Source organism: Colwellia sp. MB3u-8 (genome assembly GCF_014076985.1).
Lineage (GTDB): Bacteria > Pseudomonadota > Gammaproteobacteria > Enterobacterales > Alteromonadaceae > Cognaticolwellia.
Genome location: NZ_JACGVA010000037.1, coordinates 95,925 through 115,821, shown reverse-complemented (window position 1 = coordinate 115,821; position 19,897 = coordinate 95,925). Strand labels below are relative to the sequence as shown.

At 35.6% G+C, this 19,897-nt stretch carries 20 protein-coding genes, 1 tRNA gene and 1 pseudogene; 17 read left to right on the top strand and 5 right to left on the bottom strand.

What is annotated here, in order from left to right; all coding sequences use genetic code 11:
* A complete protein-coding gene (locus H4J54_RS02880) occupies nt 1-2,121 on the top strand; it encodes a S8 family serine peptidase (protein WP_182189396.1) in 2,121 nt (706 codons plus the stop codon).
* Between the two features lie 673 nt (nt 2,122-2,794).
* Nucleotides 2,795-4,693: a DEAD/DEAH box helicase gene (locus tag H4J54_RS02875; RefSeq protein ID WP_182189394.1), complete on the top strand. Its 1,899-nt coding sequence runs from the start codon at nt 2,795-2,797 to the stop codon at nt 4,691-4,693.
* 1,020 nt (nt 4,694-5,713) lie between these two features.
* On the opposite strand, the gene H4J54_RS02870 is transcribed toward H4J54_RS02875, so the two are convergent.
* Nucleotides 5,714-6,379, bottom strand: a complete 666-nt coding sequence (locus tag H4J54_RS02870; protein WP_182189392.1) for a DsbA family oxidoreductase — start codon at nt 6,377-6,379, stop codon at nt 5,714-5,716.
* Nucleotides 6,379-7,260 carry a glutathione-dependent disulfide-bond oxidoreductase gene (gene yghU / locus H4J54_RS02865; protein WP_182189390.1) on the bottom strand — a complete coding sequence of 294 codons (882 nt, stop codon included), beginning with the start codon at nt 7,258-7,260 and terminating at the stop codon, nt 6,379-6,381. The genes H4J54_RS02870 and yghU overlap by 1 nt, the downstream gene beginning before the upstream one ends.
* A gap of 262 nt (nt 7,261-7,522) precedes the next feature.
* Between yghU and H4J54_RS02860 the strand changes: the two genes are divergently transcribed.
* From H4J54_RS02860 to H4J54_RS02835, 6 genes are all read left to right on the top strand, one after another.
* On the top strand, nt 7,523-8,116 hold the full coding sequence (locus H4J54_RS02860) for a TetR/AcrR family transcriptional regulator (RefSeq protein WP_182189388.1): 594 nt from the start codon (nt 7,523-7,525) through the stop codon (nt 8,114-8,116).
* A gap of 3 nt (nt 8,117-8,119) precedes the next feature.
* On the top strand, nt 8,120-8,797 hold the full coding sequence (locus H4J54_RS02855; RefSeq protein WP_182189385.1) for a haloacid dehalogenase type II: 678 nt from the start codon (nt 8,120-8,122) through the stop codon (nt 8,795-8,797).
* A gap of 578 nt (nt 8,798-9,375) precedes the next feature.
* Complete coding sequence (locus H4J54_RS02850) at nt 9,376-9,720, top strand: hypothetical protein (RefSeq protein WP_182189383.1); 345 nt, start codon at nt 9,376-9,378, stop codon at nt 9,718-9,720.
* Nucleotides 9,707-10,114 (top strand): hypothetical protein, encoded by a 408-nt coding sequence (locus H4J54_RS02845; protein WP_182189380.1) that lies wholly within the window; start codon nt 9,707-9,709, stop codon nt 10,112-10,114. Before H4J54_RS02850 ends, H4J54_RS02845 begins: the two co-directional genes overlap by 14 nt.
* Nucleotides 10,115-10,121: 7 nt before the next feature.
* Nucleotides 10,122-10,736 (top strand): hypothetical protein, encoded by a 615-nt coding sequence (locus H4J54_RS02840; protein WP_182189379.1) that lies wholly within the window; start codon nt 10,122-10,124, stop codon nt 10,734-10,736.
* Entirely contained in the window at nt 10,729-11,025 is a 297-nt protein-coding gene (locus H4J54_RS02835) for a hypothetical protein (RefSeq protein ID WP_182189376.1), read from the top strand. Before H4J54_RS02840 ends, H4J54_RS02835 begins: the two co-directional genes overlap by 8 nt.
* Nucleotides 11,026-11,080: 55 nt before the next feature.
* Here the strand turns inward: H4J54_RS02835 and H4J54_RS02830 are convergent, their stop codons facing one another.
* Nucleotides 11,081-11,569: a hypothetical protein gene (locus tag H4J54_RS02830; protein WP_182189374.1), complete on the bottom strand. Its 489-nt coding sequence runs from the start codon at nt 11,567-11,569 to the stop codon at nt 11,081-11,083.
* Nucleotides 11,570-12,578: 1,009 nt separating this feature from the next.
* Here H4J54_RS02830 and H4J54_RS02825 point away from each other — a divergent pair.
* Nucleotides 12,579-13,232 (top strand): PEP-CTERM sorting domain-containing protein, encoded by a 654-nt coding sequence (locus H4J54_RS02825; protein ID WP_182189372.1) that lies wholly within the window; start codon nt 12,579-12,581, stop codon nt 13,230-13,232.
* 482 nt (nt 13,233-13,714) lie between these two features.
* Nucleotides 13,715-13,864, top strand: a pseudogene (locus H4J54_RS19330) (IS3 family transposase); the annotation flags it as partial.
* 111 nt (nt 13,865-13,975) lie between these two features.
* Here the strand turns inward: H4J54_RS19330 and H4J54_RS02820 are convergent.
* Nucleotides 13,976-14,066, bottom strand: a tRNA-Ser gene (locus H4J54_RS02820).
* Between the two features lie 161 nt (nt 14,067-14,227).
* Here H4J54_RS02820 and H4J54_RS02815 point away from each other — a divergent pair.
* The 6 genes from H4J54_RS02815 (at nt 14,228) to H4J54_RS02790 (ending at nt 17,163) form a co-directional block, all read left to right on the top strand.
* Nucleotides 14,228-14,824, top strand: a complete 597-nt coding sequence (locus H4J54_RS02815; protein WP_182189371.1) for a DNA-3-methyladenine glycosylase I — start codon at nt 14,228-14,230, stop codon at nt 14,822-14,824.
* A gap of 162 nt (nt 14,825-14,986) precedes the next feature.
* On the top strand, nt 14,987-15,652 hold the full coding sequence (locus H4J54_RS02810; RefSeq protein WP_182189369.1) for a Bax inhibitor-1/YccA family protein: 666 nt from the start codon (nt 14,987-14,989) through the stop codon (nt 15,650-15,652).
* Nucleotides 15,653-15,781: 129 nt separating this feature from the next.
* Nucleotides 15,782-16,159 (top strand): sulfurtransferase complex subunit TusD, encoded by a 378-nt coding sequence (gene tusD, locus H4J54_RS02805; protein WP_182189368.1) that lies wholly within the window; start codon nt 15,782-15,784, stop codon nt 16,157-16,159.
* On the top strand, nt 16,159-16,536 hold the full coding sequence (tusC, locus tag H4J54_RS02800; RefSeq protein WP_182189366.1) for a sulfurtransferase complex subunit TusC: 378 nt from the start codon (nt 16,159-16,161) through the stop codon (nt 16,534-16,536). The genes tusD and tusC overlap by 1 nt, the downstream gene beginning before the upstream one ends.
* A gap of 1 nt (nt 16,537) precedes the next feature.
* Nucleotides 16,538-16,834, top strand: a complete 297-nt coding sequence (gene tusB, locus H4J54_RS02795; protein ID WP_182189364.1) for a sulfurtransferase complex subunit TusB — start codon at nt 16,538-16,540, stop codon at nt 16,832-16,834.
* A complete protein-coding gene (locus H4J54_RS02790; RefSeq protein WP_182189362.1) occupies nt 16,831-17,163 on the top strand; it encodes a TusE/DsrC/DsvC family sulfur relay protein in 333 nt (110 codons plus the stop codon). The genes tusB and H4J54_RS02790 overlap by 4 nt, the downstream gene beginning before the upstream one ends.
* Nucleotides 17,164-17,446: 283 nt before the next feature.
* On the opposite strand, the gene H4J54_RS02785 is transcribed toward H4J54_RS02790, so the two are convergent.
* Nucleotides 17,447-18,895, bottom strand: a complete 1,449-nt coding sequence (locus H4J54_RS02785) for a glyceraldehyde-3-phosphate dehydrogenase (RefSeq protein WP_182189360.1) — start codon at nt 18,893-18,895, stop codon at nt 17,447-17,449.
* Nucleotides 18,896-19,053: 158 nt separating this feature from the next.
* On the opposite strand from H4J54_RS02785, the gene H4J54_RS02780 reads away from it, so the two are divergent.
* Nucleotides 19,054-19,860 carry a DUF2989 domain-containing protein gene (locus tag H4J54_RS02780; protein ID WP_182189358.1) on the top strand — a complete coding sequence of 269 codons (807 nt, stop codon included), beginning with the start codon at nt 19,054-19,056 and terminating at the stop codon, nt 19,858-19,860.
* The last annotated feature ends 37 nt before the right edge of the window (nt 19,861-19,897 follow it).

Below are 19,897 nucleotides of genomic sequence, written 5' to 3'. Positions count from 1 at the left end.
ATGAAAAAATTAATGTTAAGTGCAGTAATTCTTACGTCATTATCTTCCCCTTTAATGGCAGATGAATACTTTACAAAAGCTAAGTCAATTGATAATTTACAAAAAAAATCTATTCAAAAGTTATCAGAATATAGCATTATTGTTAAGTGGAAAAATATTTCTAACTACAATAATCTTCTTCAAACACCAGAAAGCAAGCGTGTTGATAAAAGATCTGATCTTAATAAATATCAAAAACACTCTTATAAAGAAAGTATTAATGTTGTGTCAGGTGATCGTGATGCTGGCATTAATGTTTTAGCTAATGTATATAGCGAAACAAATCTCTTGCTAAAACATATTAGATCATCTTCAAAAGGTGTTGATTTATTTAAGGTACAAACGAATAAAAAATATAAAGAAGTTTATAGTATTTTAATGACCACAGGTTTGTTTCAGTATATTAGTGAGAATAAAATAATAAAAACTAATAATACTTATGCACCAAAACCTATTCCATTGAGAAATCGAGCATCCAATGAGTCAGGTTTGACAACACCTCAGTCATTTGATCCAGAAAAATACAATGACACCTATTTCACTAACTCTTTGTATTTAGATGAGCAACAAGCTTACTTAATGGGCGCTCACTCAGTATTAAAAGCCAATGACTATGTTGATGCCAATAAGGTCATGACGAAAAAAGTTCGTATAGCAATTGTAGACACTGGTAAATGGGAGCATGAGGATGTTATCTGGTCTGAGGAAGGTGTGGATATGGTATCTTGGAATCTTTATTCTAATTGTTTATCTGATGATACTACAAACTCTGGAATGGATATTACTTGTCCTTTAGCTGATTATGAAGAAAAAGAGCGTGACACCGATCCAACAGATAAATCTTGGGATTTTGAACTTGATAGTGATGGAAATCCAATTGGTGATGGTCAAATAAAAGTTGGTGGTCATGGGTTAGAGGTTGCATCAACAGTAGCCGCAATTAGAAATAATGCTGTAGGTGTTATAGGTTCACTTAACGCAAATGATGTTGAGTTAATTGCCGTAAGATCGCTTCATTTCAACATGGGTCTATCTATAGATCTTATTGATAGTATTTTATGGTCAGCAGGGGTAGATATCCCTGGCGTTCCATCAATTAGTGAACCTGTTGATATTATCAATCTAAGTTTAGGTGGTAATGGAGGTGGTTGTCATTTTAATATAGCACTAACAGATGCCATTAACTATGCCCGTGAAAAAAACATTGTTGTTGTTGCAGCGGCAGGTAATGAATATATTGATGCCAAAAACTCTGAACCTGCAAGTTGCGAGGGTGTATTAACTGTTGGGGCAAATGATGATAGCGGTGAAATGGGAGTATTTTCAAACTTTGGTGATACGGTTGATGTTACATTTTCAGGTTATGTAAATTCAGCATTTATTAGTACTTATTCATACAAAGACCCTGATATATCTATATGTATAAATCCCCTTACAGGAACATCTAATGGTCGAAAAGGGTGTTATGGACAGGTATCAGGCACAAGTTTTTCAGCACCATTAGCATCTGCATTAGCTGCCTCAATTAAAATGGTTAACCCAAGTTTATCTGAGGGTGAAATTCGCAAGGTTATCGAAACCACTGCGACTGAATACAATACTGATGAACATGGCAATACAAACTTAAGATCGAAAAAAATGGCTAATGCCAATATTGGTAATTATTACAACGCTGTTAAATCAAATTTCAATATTACTGAGCTGGATAAAGGTCTTGCCTTACATCACTATGCTAACTATACAACACCTGTAAAAGAAATTTATTTGCAAGAAATGGAAAAGTTGGCAGGTAAAGACAAGGTTTGTAATTCATACGACTTATCATGGGGTTTATTTGCAGAGCCCGTAACAACTATTACTTATGAGTTATATGTAAGTAATAGCTCAGATGAAGCAATGAATAGTGCAAACTCAGACTTGGTTGTTGATCCGTTTAACACTACAAGAGTTACCCCAAGTTCAATTGTTGATATGACAGGGTTTACAAGGGTGGGTGTTAAATCCTGTAAAAATGGCTCATGTGGCAGTGTTTATGAGTTAGATTTAACTCAAGCTCAACTACCTAATTATTGCGTTAATTAAAATGTAGTTATAATAGAAAATAAATTAAAAATGATTAAGCACCTCTTTTTTCGGATTTTAAATTTATCTTCTAAGCAACTCAAGTAATGATCCTCGTAACAAGGCAAGTTAACTTCGGTTTACTTGCCTTTTTTTATGTGGCGGTGATATAGGGATTTGGCCCCTATTCGCCAGATTGGCGCTATTACCCTACCTTGTCGTAATTCACTAAATTCTAGACGAAAAAAACCGCCAATCTTTCGATTAGCGGTTTTTTATAATTTGGCAGGCAGAATGGGACAAGTATGGGCACTGGTTTTATTCAATAAAATTACCACTAAAGTAAACTCATGGTCACTATAGATAAGAAATCAAACAGATAAATAGCCGGTTTGATTTTTATAAATAACTTCCTAATTATTGAGAGTAAACTGTAAAAAATATTGTGTAACTGCCTATCACTACTACTTTGTATTATTTTTTGTATGACTTTTTTGTAGAAAAATCTTATTAAGGCTCAATTGCCTCAGTGATATGCCCAGTTATGCGCAGCATATTACTCTCTTTTTAAACCCTACTCTCTAGATTAACCCCAGCAAACTAATGAAAGCTTAAAGTTGGCTTTAAATTTTAGAATTATCTACTCTTTTGCTATTATAGCGGCTATCCGTTCCCTATAAGGCAGTAGCACTGCGTGGCAGTTTTTCAACTTAGAGATTATCAACAAGAAGCCGTTTCTGCGGTGCTCAAACACTTTCGAAAAAGCAACGAATCTGCGGTGATTGTTTTACCTACAGGCTCAGGTAAAAGTCTGGTCATTGCCGAGCTCGCTCGCTTGGCAAAGCGAAAAATACTCGTACTCACCCACGTTAAAGAATTGGTCGAGCAAAATCATCAAAAATATGAAAGCTATGGTGTTACTGCCGGTATTTATTCTGCCGGATTAAAACTTAAACAAACTCAACACCAAGTCACATTCGCTAGCATACAATCCGCAGCCCGCAATCTAGATGACTTTAGTGAGCCCTACTCCTTAATTATTATTGACGAATGTCATAGAGTTAATTTGGCCAGCGCTGACCTGGCTAAAGACGAAGCTAAAAGTAAACCTAAAGGTGAACCCCAAGAGCAATCACAAGAAACAGCAAGCAAGCTGTCCAATAGCAATCAGTATCAACAAATCATTGAGAAATTGATGCAAGTTAATCCCGAGGTAAAATTATTGGGCTTAACCGCAACCCCTTATCGTTTAGGCATGGGCTGGATTTATAAAAAGCATTATCGTGGTTTTATGCGAAGTGAAGAAAAGCGGCCTTTTGAGCACTGTATTTATGAACTACCGCTAAGCTACTTAATTAAACGCCAGTATTTAACCGAACCCAATTTAGTCGATGCCACCATAGAACACTATGATTTTAGTAGCCTGCGAGCAAACGCCTCTGGCGAATATAGTCCTACAGATATTAATCATCTACTAAACAAAAATCCCCGGGTGACTCAAGGCATTATTGAACAGGTCATTGAGTTAGGTGATAAACGTCAAGGTATTATGATATTTGCCGCTACCGTTGAACATGCAAAGGAAGTCTTTAGTTATTTACCCGCCAAATTGAGTGCGTTAATTACCGGTGCTACCGACAACACTGAACGCGATAAGTTAATTAAGGCATTCAAACGTAAAGAAATTAAATACTTAGTTAATGTTTCAGTATTAACCACTGGCTTTGATGCGCCCCATGTCGATATGATTGCAATATTACGTCCAACACAATCGGTTAGTCTCTATCAGCAAATCATCGGTCGTGGTCTGCGTTTGAGTGATAACAAAAAAGATTGCTTGGTGATTGACTATACGGGCAATGATTTTGACCTCTATCATCCCGAAGTCGGTGAGAAAAAGCCGAATAGTAAAAGTCAGCCGGTTCAAGTTGTTTGCCCAAGTTGTGAATTTCCCAATATATTTTGGGGCATTTGTGATGATGATGGTTATTTAGTGGAACACTACGGCCGACGATGCAAAGGCCTCGTCGATGCTCCAAATGAAGAACAAGCATACCTAGTAGAAAGCCAGAGCCAATGTGACTATCGCTTTGTATTTAAAGAATGCCCTCAATGCGGTGGTGAAAATGACATAGCTGCTCGTAACTGCTTACAGTGCCTTGAGGTCTTAGTCGACCCCGATGATATGTTAAAAAAGGCACTGCAACTTAAAGATTCAAAAATTATTCGCTGCGCAGGTCTTAATTTAACCAGAGTTAATGGCAAGGTCAGTGATAAGGGAGCTGATAAGTTAAAAATCACTTACCATGATGAGGAAGGCGCTGAACTCAATGAATCTTTTAACTTCACTAAGCCGCATCAGGTTAAAGCGTTCAATGATATATTTTCTAAACGCCTTAGCGCTAAAATCAGTGTTCAACTGGGTTCAACGGAGACCTTTGAAGTGACTAATCTTGAACAAGCCTTAAAGTTAGCTAACATATTGCCGTGCCCAGATTTTGTCATTGCCAGAAAACAAAAGTACTACTGGCGTATTAAAAACAGACTTTTTGACTATCAAGGTAAATACCGAAAAGCCAATGAGCTCAAATAAATTCAATGACAAAAAACAGAATGAAAATAATGATTAGTCTAATATGGATTGACCTTTTATATTCACTTTTGCCACAAAGCAGTCCTTAAATGCTGCGTTTTTGTTTCTACATTAGGTCAGCAATGTGGCATTAGTTAGCCTAATAACTCAACACTAAGTCGTTAAATTTTTAGCTTCTAAATTAATCAAATGCTAAAGACTAGACTTAAGTTGACCCTGACCCCAGTTTTAATCAGTAACTATCTAAACACACTTGTTATAAAATACATACTAATATCATTAACTTAAAGTAAATCAATATCTAGCTATTCCTAGATATGCACTAACAGACTGCTCCAAAATATCGATTAACGCTTCATCCATATACTGATATTCATCAGGGATATCTAACACTTGAATATATTTAAGTTCAAGTAATCTGGTGAATTGCGGTAAAACCAACTGAAGCAACGATAATGGCAAGTAATATTCAAATGATAAATGTCATTTCAACAAAATGACTTAACTCGTTCAAGAGCAAACGATTATACAATTATATCTTTTGTACAATCGTTAGCAAAGCTAGGTCAAGGCACATGTCGTAAGGTGAAATATTATCTGTGGGCCTTTGTAATACAGATAAAGCCTTACCACAGTAATAAAATATTACCGGCTTTTGCTGACATAAAATATCAATCCAAATCTCTAATAAATTAGTGGCGCAGGAATTCGTTTAATGCCCAAAGCAGCATAAATTACATTAATACCATTAATACCAACCGGAAAGTTAACTGCTGTATTGCCCAAGATTCAATGCCCCCAGTGGTAACGCCTATATGGCGTTCACTGATAGAAAAATGATCTCGTTACGCGCTGTTGCATTCAGAGATCTTATTTTTATAAAATGGCAGCAGGAACTAAGAACTTATGGGCAGAAATGTTAAGTTCATGAGATATTTAACCAAAAGCATTGGCATTTTAGGCGTTTGGTGCAGTTTTACTCTTGAATAAGATTGAACCGCACCACCTGTAATAAACATACTATGCAGTGTTGCTGTTTTCTTCTTGATCTAATAGCTCTTGTAAGACTTGCTTAAATGTTTCTTTCGGTTGAGCACCCGTAAGAGCACTTGTACGATTAAAAATAACCGTTGGCACACCGCTCACGCCCATTTTTTTCCATTGCGCTTCAAGTGTCTTGACTCGACTTATAAGTTCATCATTAGAGAGTGCCATTTGCGACTGTTCGGCAGTAATACCCACTGATTCTGCTTCTTTAATTAGCACATCTCGCTTCGACACATCTTTATGTTCAGTAAAAAATGCAGAAAACAGACGCATTTTAAGCTCTGTTTGCACGCCGATTTGGTGTGCATAATCAAGTAGCACATGCGCATCTAATGTGTTGACGATTTTCATGTCATCAAAATAATTAAAGTTGAAGCCGTATTCAGCGCCTGCTTGTGCGATATTGTCTCTTGCCTTATCACTATCGGCTTTTGATGAACCATATTTTCTTGCCACATGTGCTCGTAGCTCTTCTCCTTCAGCAGGCATGTCTGGGTTAAGCTCAAAGGGTTGCCATTCAATTTCAACTTGCTCTTGCAGGTTTAATTCAACGATTGCTGCTTCTAAATGTTTATAGCCAATAATGCACCACGGACAAACCACGTCAGAAATGATGTCTAGTTTAATTTTTTTAGTCATTATTTAACCTCTAAATTGTCATTCTCGTTAGGATTTAATGCCAATACTTTATCAATATCTTCTGCACTATGACGATTTTCAAGCTGCTCCCACTCATGACCCCAATTCTTATTAACGATACGACCACGCTGAAATGATGGACGAGCTAACATAGATTTTGCCCAACGGTTGAGGTGTTGGTATTCATCTACGTTAAGAAACTCTTTTGCGTCGTAAAGCTTGCCTAAAACTAAGTTGCCATACCAAGGCCAAATCGCAATATCAGCAATACTTAACTCATCACCCGCAATAAATTCATTGTTTTTCAGTTGGTTGTCTAATACAGACAATTGGCGCTTGGTTTCCATGGTAAAGCGATTAATTGGGTACTCAAATTTTTCTGGTGCATAACTATAAAAATGACCAAAACCACCCCCTAAATATGGCGCCGAACCATGTAACCAAAATAGCCAATTCATGACTTGTGTACGCTTATTCCCGGCTTTAGGGAGTAATACTCCAAATTTTTCAGCAAGATAAAATAATATAGATGCGGACTCAAAAATAGGCGCGTTATCTTCATTTGCCATATCAATGAGTGCAGGTATTTTAGAGTTAGGGTTTATATCGACAAAGCCAGATGAAAATTGATCACCCTCACCAATTCGGATCATGTGGGCATCATATTGTGCATCTTTGCCTAGCATTAATAACTCTTCTAACATAATCGTTATTTTTTGACCATTAGGTGTACCCATTGAATATAGTTGTAGCGCATGATTGCCAACGGGTAATGCTTTTTTATGTGTTGCTCCAGAAACAGGACGGTTGATACTCGCCCATTTGCCACCACTTTCTGCGTCATGGGTCCATACTTTAGGTGGTTGATATTGGTTGTTCATATTGTTTCCTTAATACTTTTAACTTAGGTGACATTAGGTTGTTAATAAAATAACTCTATTGTTTATAAAATGACTATACAGCTTATTGAACGACTGTTCAACAAGCTGTATTGAACAATCGTTCAAATTGGGTGTTCTAGCACTTAAATCATTATTTTTAAATTTTAATTAAACAATCAGTTAATAAATATCGTGCTTTACTCAAGGGGAGTTTACACGCATAATTGAACTATCGTTCAGTTATGTTTTAATGGGCTTATGCATGAGTAAAACAGCTAAGTTTGATCGCCAAAAGGTGATTGATAAAGCCACCAATCTTTATTGGAAAAAAGGTTTTCACGCAACTTCCATGCGTAGTTTACAAGACGAAATAGATATGCGCCCGGGCAGTATCTATGCCGCTTTTGGCAGTAAAGATGGTTTATTTACAGAAGCCTTAAGACACTATACCGATATGGCACTTGCTCATCTAACGCTATGCCGTAGTAAACATTCCTCTCCTATTGAGGCGTTAAAAGCTTTTGTTAAAATTCAGGTAATTGACACCAAAAATGATGCGCCCAATGCAATGTGTATGTTAGCAAAAACCATTGGCGAGCTGACAGAAGATAACCAAAACCTTATTGATACAACCAAAGCCTATTTGGGCGAAATAGCGAATCAATTCGTCAATCTCATTGAAGAGGCTCAGGCAATGGGGGAAATAGATAAAGACAAAAATTCAAGCGATCTCTCAAACCGTGTACAAATTCAAATAGCAGGCCTGCGTACCTTTGCTAAAATCGATGATGATAAAAATAAACTTGAGGCTATGATTGAAGATTTTTTTAGCCATTATCCATTTAAAAAGGACTAGCACATGCATGAGCAAACAATACTTTTTGATATTAATGAAACGGTACTAAATTTAGCGAGCTTAAAGCCTAAATTTAACGTTGTATTTGGCGATGAGAGTTATACCGCCACGTGGTTTTCGATGCTATTGCACTCATCAACCGTTTGTTTAGTCACTGGGGTAAAAACAGATTTTGCTCGTCTGGCTAAGATAGCGCTCGATGCTTTAGCCGCAAAACAAAAACTTCTTTTATCTGAAAAAGAAGGCAATGACATACTCGCTACTTTTGCAAACCTGGCACCACATGAAGATATACAAGCTGCATTAACTAAATTACGTAAAGCTGGATTTCGCCTTGTTGCTTTATCTAATTCATCTCAAGCCCTACTCACCACTCAAATACTTAATGCTGGCTTAACAAGCTATTTTGACCAGTTAATCTCAGTAGAAGCGGCAGGAACCTTTAAACCTTCAGCAAACGCTTATGCATTTGCAAGCAAACAATTAGAAACAACAGCTGATAAATTACGTTTAGTGGCAACGCATGACTGGGATACGCATGGAGCATTAAGTGCAGGTTTAAAAGCGGCTTATATAGACAGGACGGGGGCACCTTATAATCCCTTATTTCTAAAACCAGATGTCATTGGCTCTACGATGGATGAAATAGCCGAACAGATTATTTCAATGCACAATATTTAATTAGATCGACACAATCCCTTGGTAATCAAACTAATACAATTTATGATGACCTTGTAACGGTGTTTTTCAAAACAGTTGTCGCCTAAATTGTTAAGCAGCTTCTTTGTGTTGCTCTGGATTTAACTCCACAGCGCCTATTGGCTGCCACTGACTTTGAAGGACTAACGAAAATGTTAATTATCGCCACTATAAATGTACCAAACACGGTAATTAAAGTCATCTTGAATAAAAATGAATTACTTTTATCTGTTACTTTTAATAAATTATCACCGTTTATTTCTGCAACTTTCTTTCTATTACCTCTTTTTTTCATTTTCCATCACAAATATGAACCTATTCCAATATTGTGAAGGCGATCCTCACAGTTTATTAATAAATTTTCAGTGATAATATCTAATAACTAACAAATTAAATATATTGTTTAAATCCCGCTGTGATTAAATCTCAAAATAATTGAATAAGGAGGTAATTAAAGTAAAGATCATAACTAGATTTTGGTTTAATTTTGTACTATATAGTAACGTGAGCGCATATATTCTGTTTAAAACAACCATGATATAAAGTTGCAAGGATCGCATATGAAATTTTTAATTTTAAGTTTTATTTTTCTCCTTTCTACATTCCCCTGCTTTTCAAATGAGAGTATGCCATTAGATGATCTTGAATTATTAGATATTCAATCAAAGGTGATGGCTCTAGCCCTAGAAACTAACAAATCTACTGCACAATTTTCTGCCATTGTTTTAAATAAAAGGATTGGGCGAGATGCATTTCTAGCTAGTCAAAAAGATTCCCTGTATGAAAGTGAAATTTCTAAACTCTTGCTGAAAATTAATCAGCAAGAAGAAATAATATCTGAATATGGTGAATTAGTCTCAGCTCTTGAAATTAAGATTAAGGATTTAGAAAGTGGGGAAAATTAATGAAATTGAAAAGCTAAAAAACAGCATTGAAGCCAAACAAAAAGAGCTTAATGTTGAGTCATCACCTCAAACCAATATGGAAGTAACTGAAAGTGTTGATGATGGCTTAATACTTAGTTCGATTCTACTCATTTTTAGCTTTCTAGTATTTTTAATAATGTTCCAGTTAATTAAATTAGGTAAAAATCCTGGAGATATATTAAAGACATTTGGAACTATTTTTATAATAGTTGCTGCTGTATTTTTAATAGTTGCTGGATACTCAGAAGAACAAATATCCCCTGTAATTGGTTTATTAGGAACTGTGGCTGGTTATATTTTAGGGAGAAATTCATCTAAAGAAGTGGCTTTAACACCTACAGCATCAATCCAAAACCAAATAAATAAGGAGTAGTTTTATCATGATTTTATATAAAGTAGGTAATTTTAAATCACCTCTCATTATTTGCTTATTAAGCATGTTTTTAGTTATGGGGTGCGCTACCCCTCCAGAAGTAAAACAATTATCCATTAAACAAACAGAATACTTTGATGTTGTTATTAAAGCAGTTTCTATACAGTCAGATGCTTTGATAATAGCGACAGAGAAGTTGATTCAAAATGCGATTGTGAATATCGATCTTGAAGAAAGAAATAGCAAAAAAGAATTCAATGACACTTTATTGTCAGGAAGACTAACTAAAGACCAAGCTAACGATATTATTGAACGTATCTCTCAAAAATCTAAATTAATAAAGCAAAGCAAGGATGGTTTAACAAATGACCTAAATATGATAAAAAACAAGATTGCAGAAATAAAATTATTTCTAACAAAAATGAAAGAAGTTAACACCACAATGGATGCTTATATTCAGTCAGAAAAAGCTGGAGAGACTGTAGTAAAAGATATTTTAAATCAACCAAATGTAAAGGCTCTTCTTGCCACTGTTAGTGATCTTACTCCTAAAATTATGAGTGGAGTTGATGAATTAAATGATTTTATAACCAACATAAATGGAGAGTTTACTCATGAATAAAAGTGAATTATTAAATAAAATTGATCAGTTACGTGATGCTGCTGAAAATTTTGAGGGATATGAGAAATTTGCAGCAAAAGATGACATTTCTAATTTAAAAATTAAAGTTAATGGCATGATTATATCGGATATTGCTAATAAGATGTCATCCATTTCCTTACCCGAAATCGAAGATATGGATGACCAAATTAAACTCGCAAATGATGCCATAGAATCCAATGAAAGTAGGGTCAGTGCATTCAATTCTGCATATGGTTTTCTAAAAAACGCATTAGGGATTGTATTGTAATGCTTTCCACGCTTTATGAATCAAAATTTTTACAAAGATTCAAAATAATTTAGTTTTAGCCAATTATCTGTTGTTCAAACTTTTCTGGTAAAGGAGGTTTTTCTTTTCCAATTTTTTTTATAAAATTATTAGTATCATTTTCTAGATCTTTATTAGAAATACTTTGTGAAAATTTCAACATTCCTTTAGTGAAGTTATCTAATTTTATATGATTCATTAATCGCTCATGTTTTAGGATAATACCGTATAAGAGATTATGGCCTAACGGTAGATATAGATCGTCAGGATGAGCATACTGATGATATTCTACATACCTAGCATTTATTCGTAGGCGATGGGCGAATTGTATTCTGCAATAATCTCTTAAAATTAGATCTGCATAATTTGATAATCCTTCGATCACAGTATGTTTTGAAGCTGATGTAAGTATATTCCCAATATGATCTGATAATGATATGAAATTATCTCTATTAAAGTATCTTAATGAGTCTAAAATTAATTTTTTATAATTCCCTTCCTGTTTAGATAAAATATCGTTGAACATATTATCTAAATCCCCATCATTAAAATTTAATGTATATGTCTCACCTAAAGTTTCTTTAAGAATTTCTATAAAATCTGTAACAGAGAGGTTGATATCAAGATTAGGATTATCTATTAAATTTAATTCATGTGGAAAGTCATTAATGGGGACAGATATTTTTTTCTTGTAGATTGAATTAACGTTGTACTCTAAGTATGCTTCACGTCTTATTGGAGAGGATGATAAAGCATCTAGAAACTTATATGATAGCTCTGATTAGGTGGTTGTAATGCTTCTCAATCATTTCACAACTGGTTCCCGCATGCTTTGCGACTATATTAATATTTGCACCACGCTTTAATTGATGAGCATCTACAATACTACCACAAAAACCACCTTTGAAAGCTGTATCGCTTAATACAATTCATAGCCATTGGTGTTAATATTATTTTTCTTTTTACACCGTCTTTTTCTGCTATTTTTCCGCCTTTAATCTGAAAAACCCAGTATTTATTACCTTCGATTTCTTCTACAGTTAAATCGCTACATTGAATATTTGTAACTTCTTTACCTGTGCGTATTCCGCTTTGAGTAGTAAAAATAAATGCATTTAGTAAAAGTCTTGTTGGTGCGCAAAGCTGAACTAATCATTTGATAGTGTTAGTTTTTTACAGCCAAGTATAAGATAGTAAGCGGACTAAGTACTTTAGTAGGTTTAAAATGAATATGTTGATGATTTAACTACAGTTGCAGAGGAAATTCAAACATCTAATCATGCTTTTATACTCAAACTAATATAAACTACAGTTCGTTAATATTATATAGATAAATCAATTGATTAACTAGTTTGGTTGTGTCATGTGTTTTTACAACTTATCTTTGTTAATATTTATATACATTACCACCTAATTGAAATCGTTATGTATTTTAAGTTCGGTATATTTTTACTTTAAAGATGCGAGAGTTAATAAGTTACTATTTTAACGAACACCAACCAAAATCAGTGGAAAGGTATTAAAAAGGAAAGCGAATGAAATTTAAATTTTTAAAGCAATTAGTATTGGGTTTCGCTTTAGTTGTAAGTGCTAATACTACCGCAGGCATCATTAGTAGTACAGATGGCCATTCTACATCTGATGGTTCTGTCGTTAATTTATCTGGCCTAGATTGGCTGAGTTGGGATGTAACAACAGGACAAAGTAGAACGTCCGTCGAAAACGGGTTCGGTGGGTTACTCGACGATGGGTGGAGATATGCGTCTGTGATGGAATATAAAACCATGATGGAAAGCGTGTTCGACACATACACCGGTTGGAGCAGCGATAACGTAGACGGAGCAGAATGGCTTTACGGAAATTTATATGGGCATACAGAAGTAAATAGCCATAATTTTTTACAATACAACAATTTTTACGGCGATGATTTGGCATGTACTAATAGCCCTCTGGATTCATGCTACGGTCACTTTAGATTCAACTCATATACTGGAGATCTAGCCGCTATGTCGCGAGGTTGGTCGAACGCTAACCATAACAGCGGAGAATATGGGATTAGTAAGTCACGTGACGGTAGGTACGCATCAGTATTAGTGAGAGCAACATCAGTACCAGGGCCTTCTACACTTGCTATTTTTGCATTAGGAATGATTGGTTTCGCATCACGTCGATTTAAGAAACAACCTTAAAAAATTAGTTTTATTATCAATAATCGATTATCGTCAACGGTATGCCTGAATAAATCCATGTAACACAATGTTGTCGATAATCATCAAAAAGCTGCAATAATCGATGTATGTGATTTTGGTATGTTCGTTTTGAAACAGTTATTTTTTCTTGTCCAAATCAATACCCTAAAAAATCAAACCCTTTTTTAATTCTACCGATATCTGTTTTATCAGGATGTTGTTTTAATTTCAGTTTTTCAAAATGCTTATTTACTGCTCTTATTGCTTTTCTTAATTTCCATCTTGATGGTGATAATCATATTTTATGTCAGCAAAGTGGTATAAGTGATCGGAGAGGTTAAATCTAGTAAACACAACATGTAGTGGTCGGTCGGGCTAAGTGGATAGCCCTCATTTATATACAGTTAGAGTTTGAGATTAATAAGGAATGATTATGAAATCTGAATGTCTCCCGCATATCAAAAAAACTAAGTGAGAAGTTTAAAACTGAATGGATGCCAATAACGGGTTATCGCTCATTTATTGAAGCTGAAAATGCAGTTGTTAACTATATCAGTGGATATTAAAGCAAAGTTAGGCATCACAGTTATAACGGAGGATTAACACCGAATGAGTCAGAGAAAAGATACTAGCTAGAATACAAATCCGTGGCCAGCTTTACTTGACCACTACAGTTGTTGTGGTTCACTAAATTCTAGACGAAAAAAAACCGCTAATCTTTCGATTAGCGGTTTTTTATAATTTGGCGGAGAGATAGGGATTTGAACCCTAGAAGGGCTATAAACCCTTGCTGGTTTTCAAGACCAGTGCTTTCGACCACTCAGCCATCTCTCCAATGTTCAAAAGCATTACTGCTTGAGAACGAAACGCATAGTAAAGGCTCGAAATTCTCTTGTAAAGGATTTATTCTATAAAACAGTTTGTTTGCTAAAAAAATCAACGATTTGTCATTTATTTAAGCAAATTCAGTTAATTTTCATGTTGAAGGAAAACTTATGAGTGAAGAAAACCTTTGTCGATGTCCGTGGTTAGATACAACAAAACCTGATTATGTTGCTTATCATGATAATGAATGGGGTGTTCCTGTTTTTGATGATCAACAATTATTTGAATATTTAATGCTTGAATCAGCACAGGCAGGTTTAAGTTGGTATACGATTTTAAAGCGTCGCGATGGTTACCGTGCCGCCTTTGCTAACTTTGACGTTAACCTTGTTGCCCTATTTACCGATGCTAAAGTTGAGGAGCTAGTAGTTAACCGCGCTATTATTCGCCACAGAGGTAAAATTAATGCTGTGATTAATAATGCTAAAATATTTATCGACATTCAAAAAGAGTTTGGCAGCTTCAGCCACTATATGTGGGGCTTTGTTGGCCATAAAACTATTGTCAATCATTGGGCTAGATTAAACGATTACCCTGCTACCTCTAAAGAGTCTGATGCTTGGAGCAAAGATTTGAAAAATCGGGGCTTTAAGTTTGTTGGTTCAACCATTTGTTATGCGCATATGCAGGCTTGTGGCATGGTTAACGATCATAGCGATGACTGTTACAAACGCTCACAAATTATTGCAAAATTTCAACAAGGTTAAAGATAGTATTTCAAAATACACCGTGCCATAATATGTCAATGTGGTTTATAATTGATTATCACCCAAGTGATGATGTAAAGGTTAAATATTTGATTTACCCTTGAACTGTTTAACAATAGCCCATATCTAAAAAATAGAATTGGCATACTTAGAGGAAATATTATGCAATCAAATACTAGTGTAAATGCTAGTCGAAGTTCAGCGGTTGAAATTAACAAGGTATTAAGAAACACCTATATGTTACTTTCGATGACTTTGGCGTTTAGTGCCGTAACTGCTGCTATTTCTATGGCAATGGGCTTGTCTCATATGGCTGCCCTAATAATGACCTTAGTTTCATTTGGTTTATTATTTGTTGTTAATAAAAACGCTGATAAAGCGAGTGGTATTTTTTGGATTTTTGCTTTCACCGGCTTAATGGGTGCCTCGTTAGGCCCAATGCTTAACTATTATGCGGCAATGCCTAACGGTGCTTCATTAATTATGCAAGCATTAGGCGGTACAGCATTAATTTTCTTTGCACTTTCTGGCTATGCGTTAACTAGCAAAAAAGACTTCTCGTTTATGGGTGGTTTTTTAATGGTTGGTTTAATCGTTGCGGTTATTGCCATGGTAGCAAATATATTTTTCCAAATTCCTGCGCTGTCGTTAGCTATTAGTGCTGCAATTATTATGATCATGTCTGGTTTGATCTTATATGATACAAGCCGCATTATTCACGGTGGTGAAACAAACTACATTCGTGCAACTGTTTCGCTATACTTGAATATTTATAATATCTTCGTGCACTTATTAAGCCTATTAGGGGTTTTAGGTAGCGATGACTAATTAGCAGTTAAAAATCATTAACTATGATTAATAATTGTTTATACTCTATGTATAAATTATAAAGCCTCTATATTGAGGCTTTTTTATTAGCTGTGTTTAAATAACGTTAATTAAGGCGAAAAGCAGAATATGCAAAATAGATTGGCTTTAGTGGTGACTACCCCGCCCAACAGTAATTTAACAACAACGGCAATTAATCTTGTAAAAGCGGCGCTTGATAGTGGTGTCAGCATTATAGGGGTATTTTTCTATCAAGACGGCGTGTTAAATGCCGCTAAATATTTATCAATACCCAGTGATGAATTTCAAACACTAGCACAATGGCAACAACTTAATAGCGAATACAATGTACCCTTATATTTATGTATTACTGCCGCAGAAAAACGTGGTTTAAGTGACGAGCTAAATAACCATGAAAGCTCAAATATAGACTCAGCATTTACAGTTTCGGGTTTAGGTGAATTAGTTGAGTTAACCAGTAAAGCCGAACGTGTGGTGCAATTATAATGTCAGAAAATAAATCACGAGATAAAACTATCGCCATTATAAATACCCATGCGCCTTTTTCGAATGCCGCCGGTAAAGAAGCGCTAGACGCCGCATTGATATTTGGCTCATACGAGCAAGCAACGTCGCTATTCTTTTTAGGTGATGGGGTGTTTCAGGTGATCGGGGATCAAAATGCCTCAGCCATTGATATTAAAGACTACCTTAAAACATTTTCAGCACTTGAATTTTACGATATTGAAAATATTTATGTTTGCCAACAGTCATTAACCGAGCGCAACTTAAGCGCACATTTTCATATTAACAATATACAAGTATTATCAAACGAAGTGTTTAGTCAACGCTTACACCAGCACAACGTGATTTACAGGTTTTAACATGGCGATGCTACACCTTATTAGAAACTCAGGCTTTAATAGCAATGCATTAACACAATGCCTTGACATGATTTTGCCACAAGACAGTATATTATTAATCGATGACGGTTGTTATAATTTCAGTCATGCCCTATTGCTTAGTAAGCTAACCGAGCAGCAAGACATAACGCTTTACTTTATAAGCGAACACGCTGACGCCCGCGCACAATGCCCTAATAATAAATTATTTATACCCATCACCTTAGCCGAAGTAGTAGCGCTACTTTTTAAACACGACAATTCAATTACCTGGTCATGATAATAATATATAACAACAAAAGCTTAGCCACCGATAAACAAGGCTATTTGCTCGATTTTACTCAATGGAACGAAGATGTTGCCATGTTACTCGCAAAAAATGATGACATTGAGCTGCTAGAAGCCCATTGGGAAGTTATTCGCTTTGTTAGGCAGTTTTACCTAACTTACAATACCTCACCTGCTATTCGCGCTCTAACCAAAGCGATGAAAGCAGAGTTTGGCGAAGAAAAGGCCAGCAGTCGTTATTTATATCGCTTGTTTAAAGAAGGGCCGGCGAAACAAGCCACTAAGTATGCAGGTTTGCCCAAACCGGCTAGGTGTATTTGACTTGTCTTATCTAGCCAATGAGCTTAAAACACTAAAATTTATTAATTATCTGTTTGATTTTAATGGTTAAAAATAAAAAACACAATATTATAATCAGCGTAACTATTTAACAAATTTTAGGCCTTGTATTTAGCCATTCTTCCTCATAAAAAAGTAAAATACTTAATTAAACAGGTATTAAGTCCAGAAGATTTTTGATATTGCTTGGCAAAAAAAAGCGCTTACCTACAAGGTAAACGCTTATTGGAATAAACTAACTTTACATTTTGTTAGCTATCGTTAGTTATGTTAAGGGTAATGATGGTACATCAATACCTGACATGGCTAACATCACACGCACTACCTGACAGCTATAACCAAACTCGTTGTCATACCATACGTAGAGTACAGCGCGATCACCATCAACAATCGTTGCTTGTGAATCAACAACACCAGCGTAACGTGAACCGACTAAGTCAGTGGATACAATTTCAGTAGAAGCGGTGTAATCCACTTGATTTTGTAATTTAGAGTTTAAAGAGATTTTACGTAAATAATCGTTTAATTGTGCTTTACTTGTCTCTTTTTTCAAGTTCAAGTTCATAATAGCCATTGAAACATTGGGCGTAGGAACGCGAATCGCATTACCCGTTAACAAACCTTTTAATTCAGGTAATGCTTTTGCTACCGCTTTAGCTGCACCCGTGGTACTGATCACCATATTCAATGGCGCACTACGGCCACGACGCGGCGCAGGATGGTAATTATCAATTAAGTTTTGATCATTAGTATATGAATGTACCGTCTCAACGTGACCATTGCGAATACCAAACTCATCATTGAGCGCTTTAAGTACCGGCGTGATCGCGTTGGTTGTACAACTTGCTGCAGAAATCATAGTGTCTTCTGCTAAAATCATATCTTCGTTTACGCCGTATACGATGTTTTTAATATCGCCTTTAGCCGGTGCTGTTAGTAAAACTTTAGCAACACCTTTGGATTGTAAATGCTGTCCTAAGCCCTCTTCATCACTCCAAATGCCCGTATTATCAACCACTAAAGCGTTATTGATACCATAAGCGGTGTAATCAATTTCTGAGGGTGATTTAGCATAAATAATTTGAATAAAAGCACCGTTCGCTTTAATAACGTTATTTTCTTTATCAATGGTAATACTACCGTTAAAGGCACCATGCACTGAATCACGACGCAGTAAGCTCGCACGTTTTTCTAAATCATCTTCTTTACCCGGGCGAATAACAATGGCGCGTAACTTAAGCTTAGCGTTGGGTCCGGCACGTTCAATTAATAAACGCGCTAACAAACGTCCAATACGACCAAAACCGTAAAGTACCACGTCTTTAGATTCTTGTACGTCGGTATCTTTAGTGATGGTGGCTAATTCTTTTTCTAAAAATTGTTCAATTGACAAGCCATTCGCTTCACCTTTAAATAAATAACGGTAAGCTAATTTACCTAGGTCGATACGCGCAGGTGCTAATGCCATACTAGCTAACACTTTAATAAAGGGAAAACTTTCACGTAAACGCAATTTATTTTCTTCGTGTAAAGCCACTGACTTATGTGCTTTAATAATGTCGATGGCAGAAGCATTGACTAGTGGGCGGCCGTAAATAGAAATTTCGATACCGTCATTTCTAAATAATTGTCCGATAATCGGCTGCATGTTTTCAGCGAATGTTTGACGTTCCTGCCAACTAGTTAGATATTGTTCTTCAAGAAGAGAAGTCATTGCGTAAACCTTTTTATGTCAGTCAATTGAGTGATGGGTTATTATTAATGTAAAGAGGTAATTAGCAATAACTAATTACTGAATGCGGCGCATATTGTAATCCAACATGAATTATTTCGCCACCTGTTACAAATATTTTTCTGGGATAAATAGAAAAAATGATGAAATTTGATAAATTAGTGCTGACTTTGCTTTTTTGCACATTAATGGCCTGTGAAAACAGACCTAATTTTGCTCAGTTATGTGAACAAAATACAAAAATTTGTCAAGAATTTCAAGAAGACACTTGGTGCAAACGAGAGCGTGTCACGGTGGGTTTTGCTAACTTGGCAGACAAAAATGATGCTAACGATAGCAACAAATACCAGCAGTTAATTGCCTACGAAGGCTATGAAAAATGCATGCTGCTTGCGTCTAAAATAGAGCATATTAAGCTAAAGGTTAAGAAGACCATCCGCACTAATAATGTGATTAAGGCGCAGGCTAAAATTAAAGTGATAGCACTTGCTACGCAAAATTCTGAACACCCTGATCTGTTATTCTTTCATTGGTCGCGCTACTTAAATGAGCAGTCACTCAATAAATTTATTGCCTTAGAAGGCAGTGAATTATTAGAAAAGCCCAACCGACAAATCAACTTAGCGAGCTATTACGCGAAACATGATATCACTAAAACCTTAAACTTGCTCTATCATGCACTAGAACTTTACCCAAGTGATGCCACTATAGATACCGAGATATTTCAGTCGCTTGCCAGTATTTTTGCCCATAAAAAAGAGCATAAGCAAGCTTATATCTGGTCAAAAATATTATATTTATATAGTCCAAAAGATAGCAATATCAACCATGAAACTTTAGTCAGTTACTTTAAAAGTAATAACTTAAACACTGAATTTTTAGACCGAGTAGCGAAAAAAACCTTAAACAACATTCTTGAGGGTGAGTTTAAGGCGCCACATACCTAATTTGGTGATTACTGGCAAGGCAGTTTTTTGAATAAAG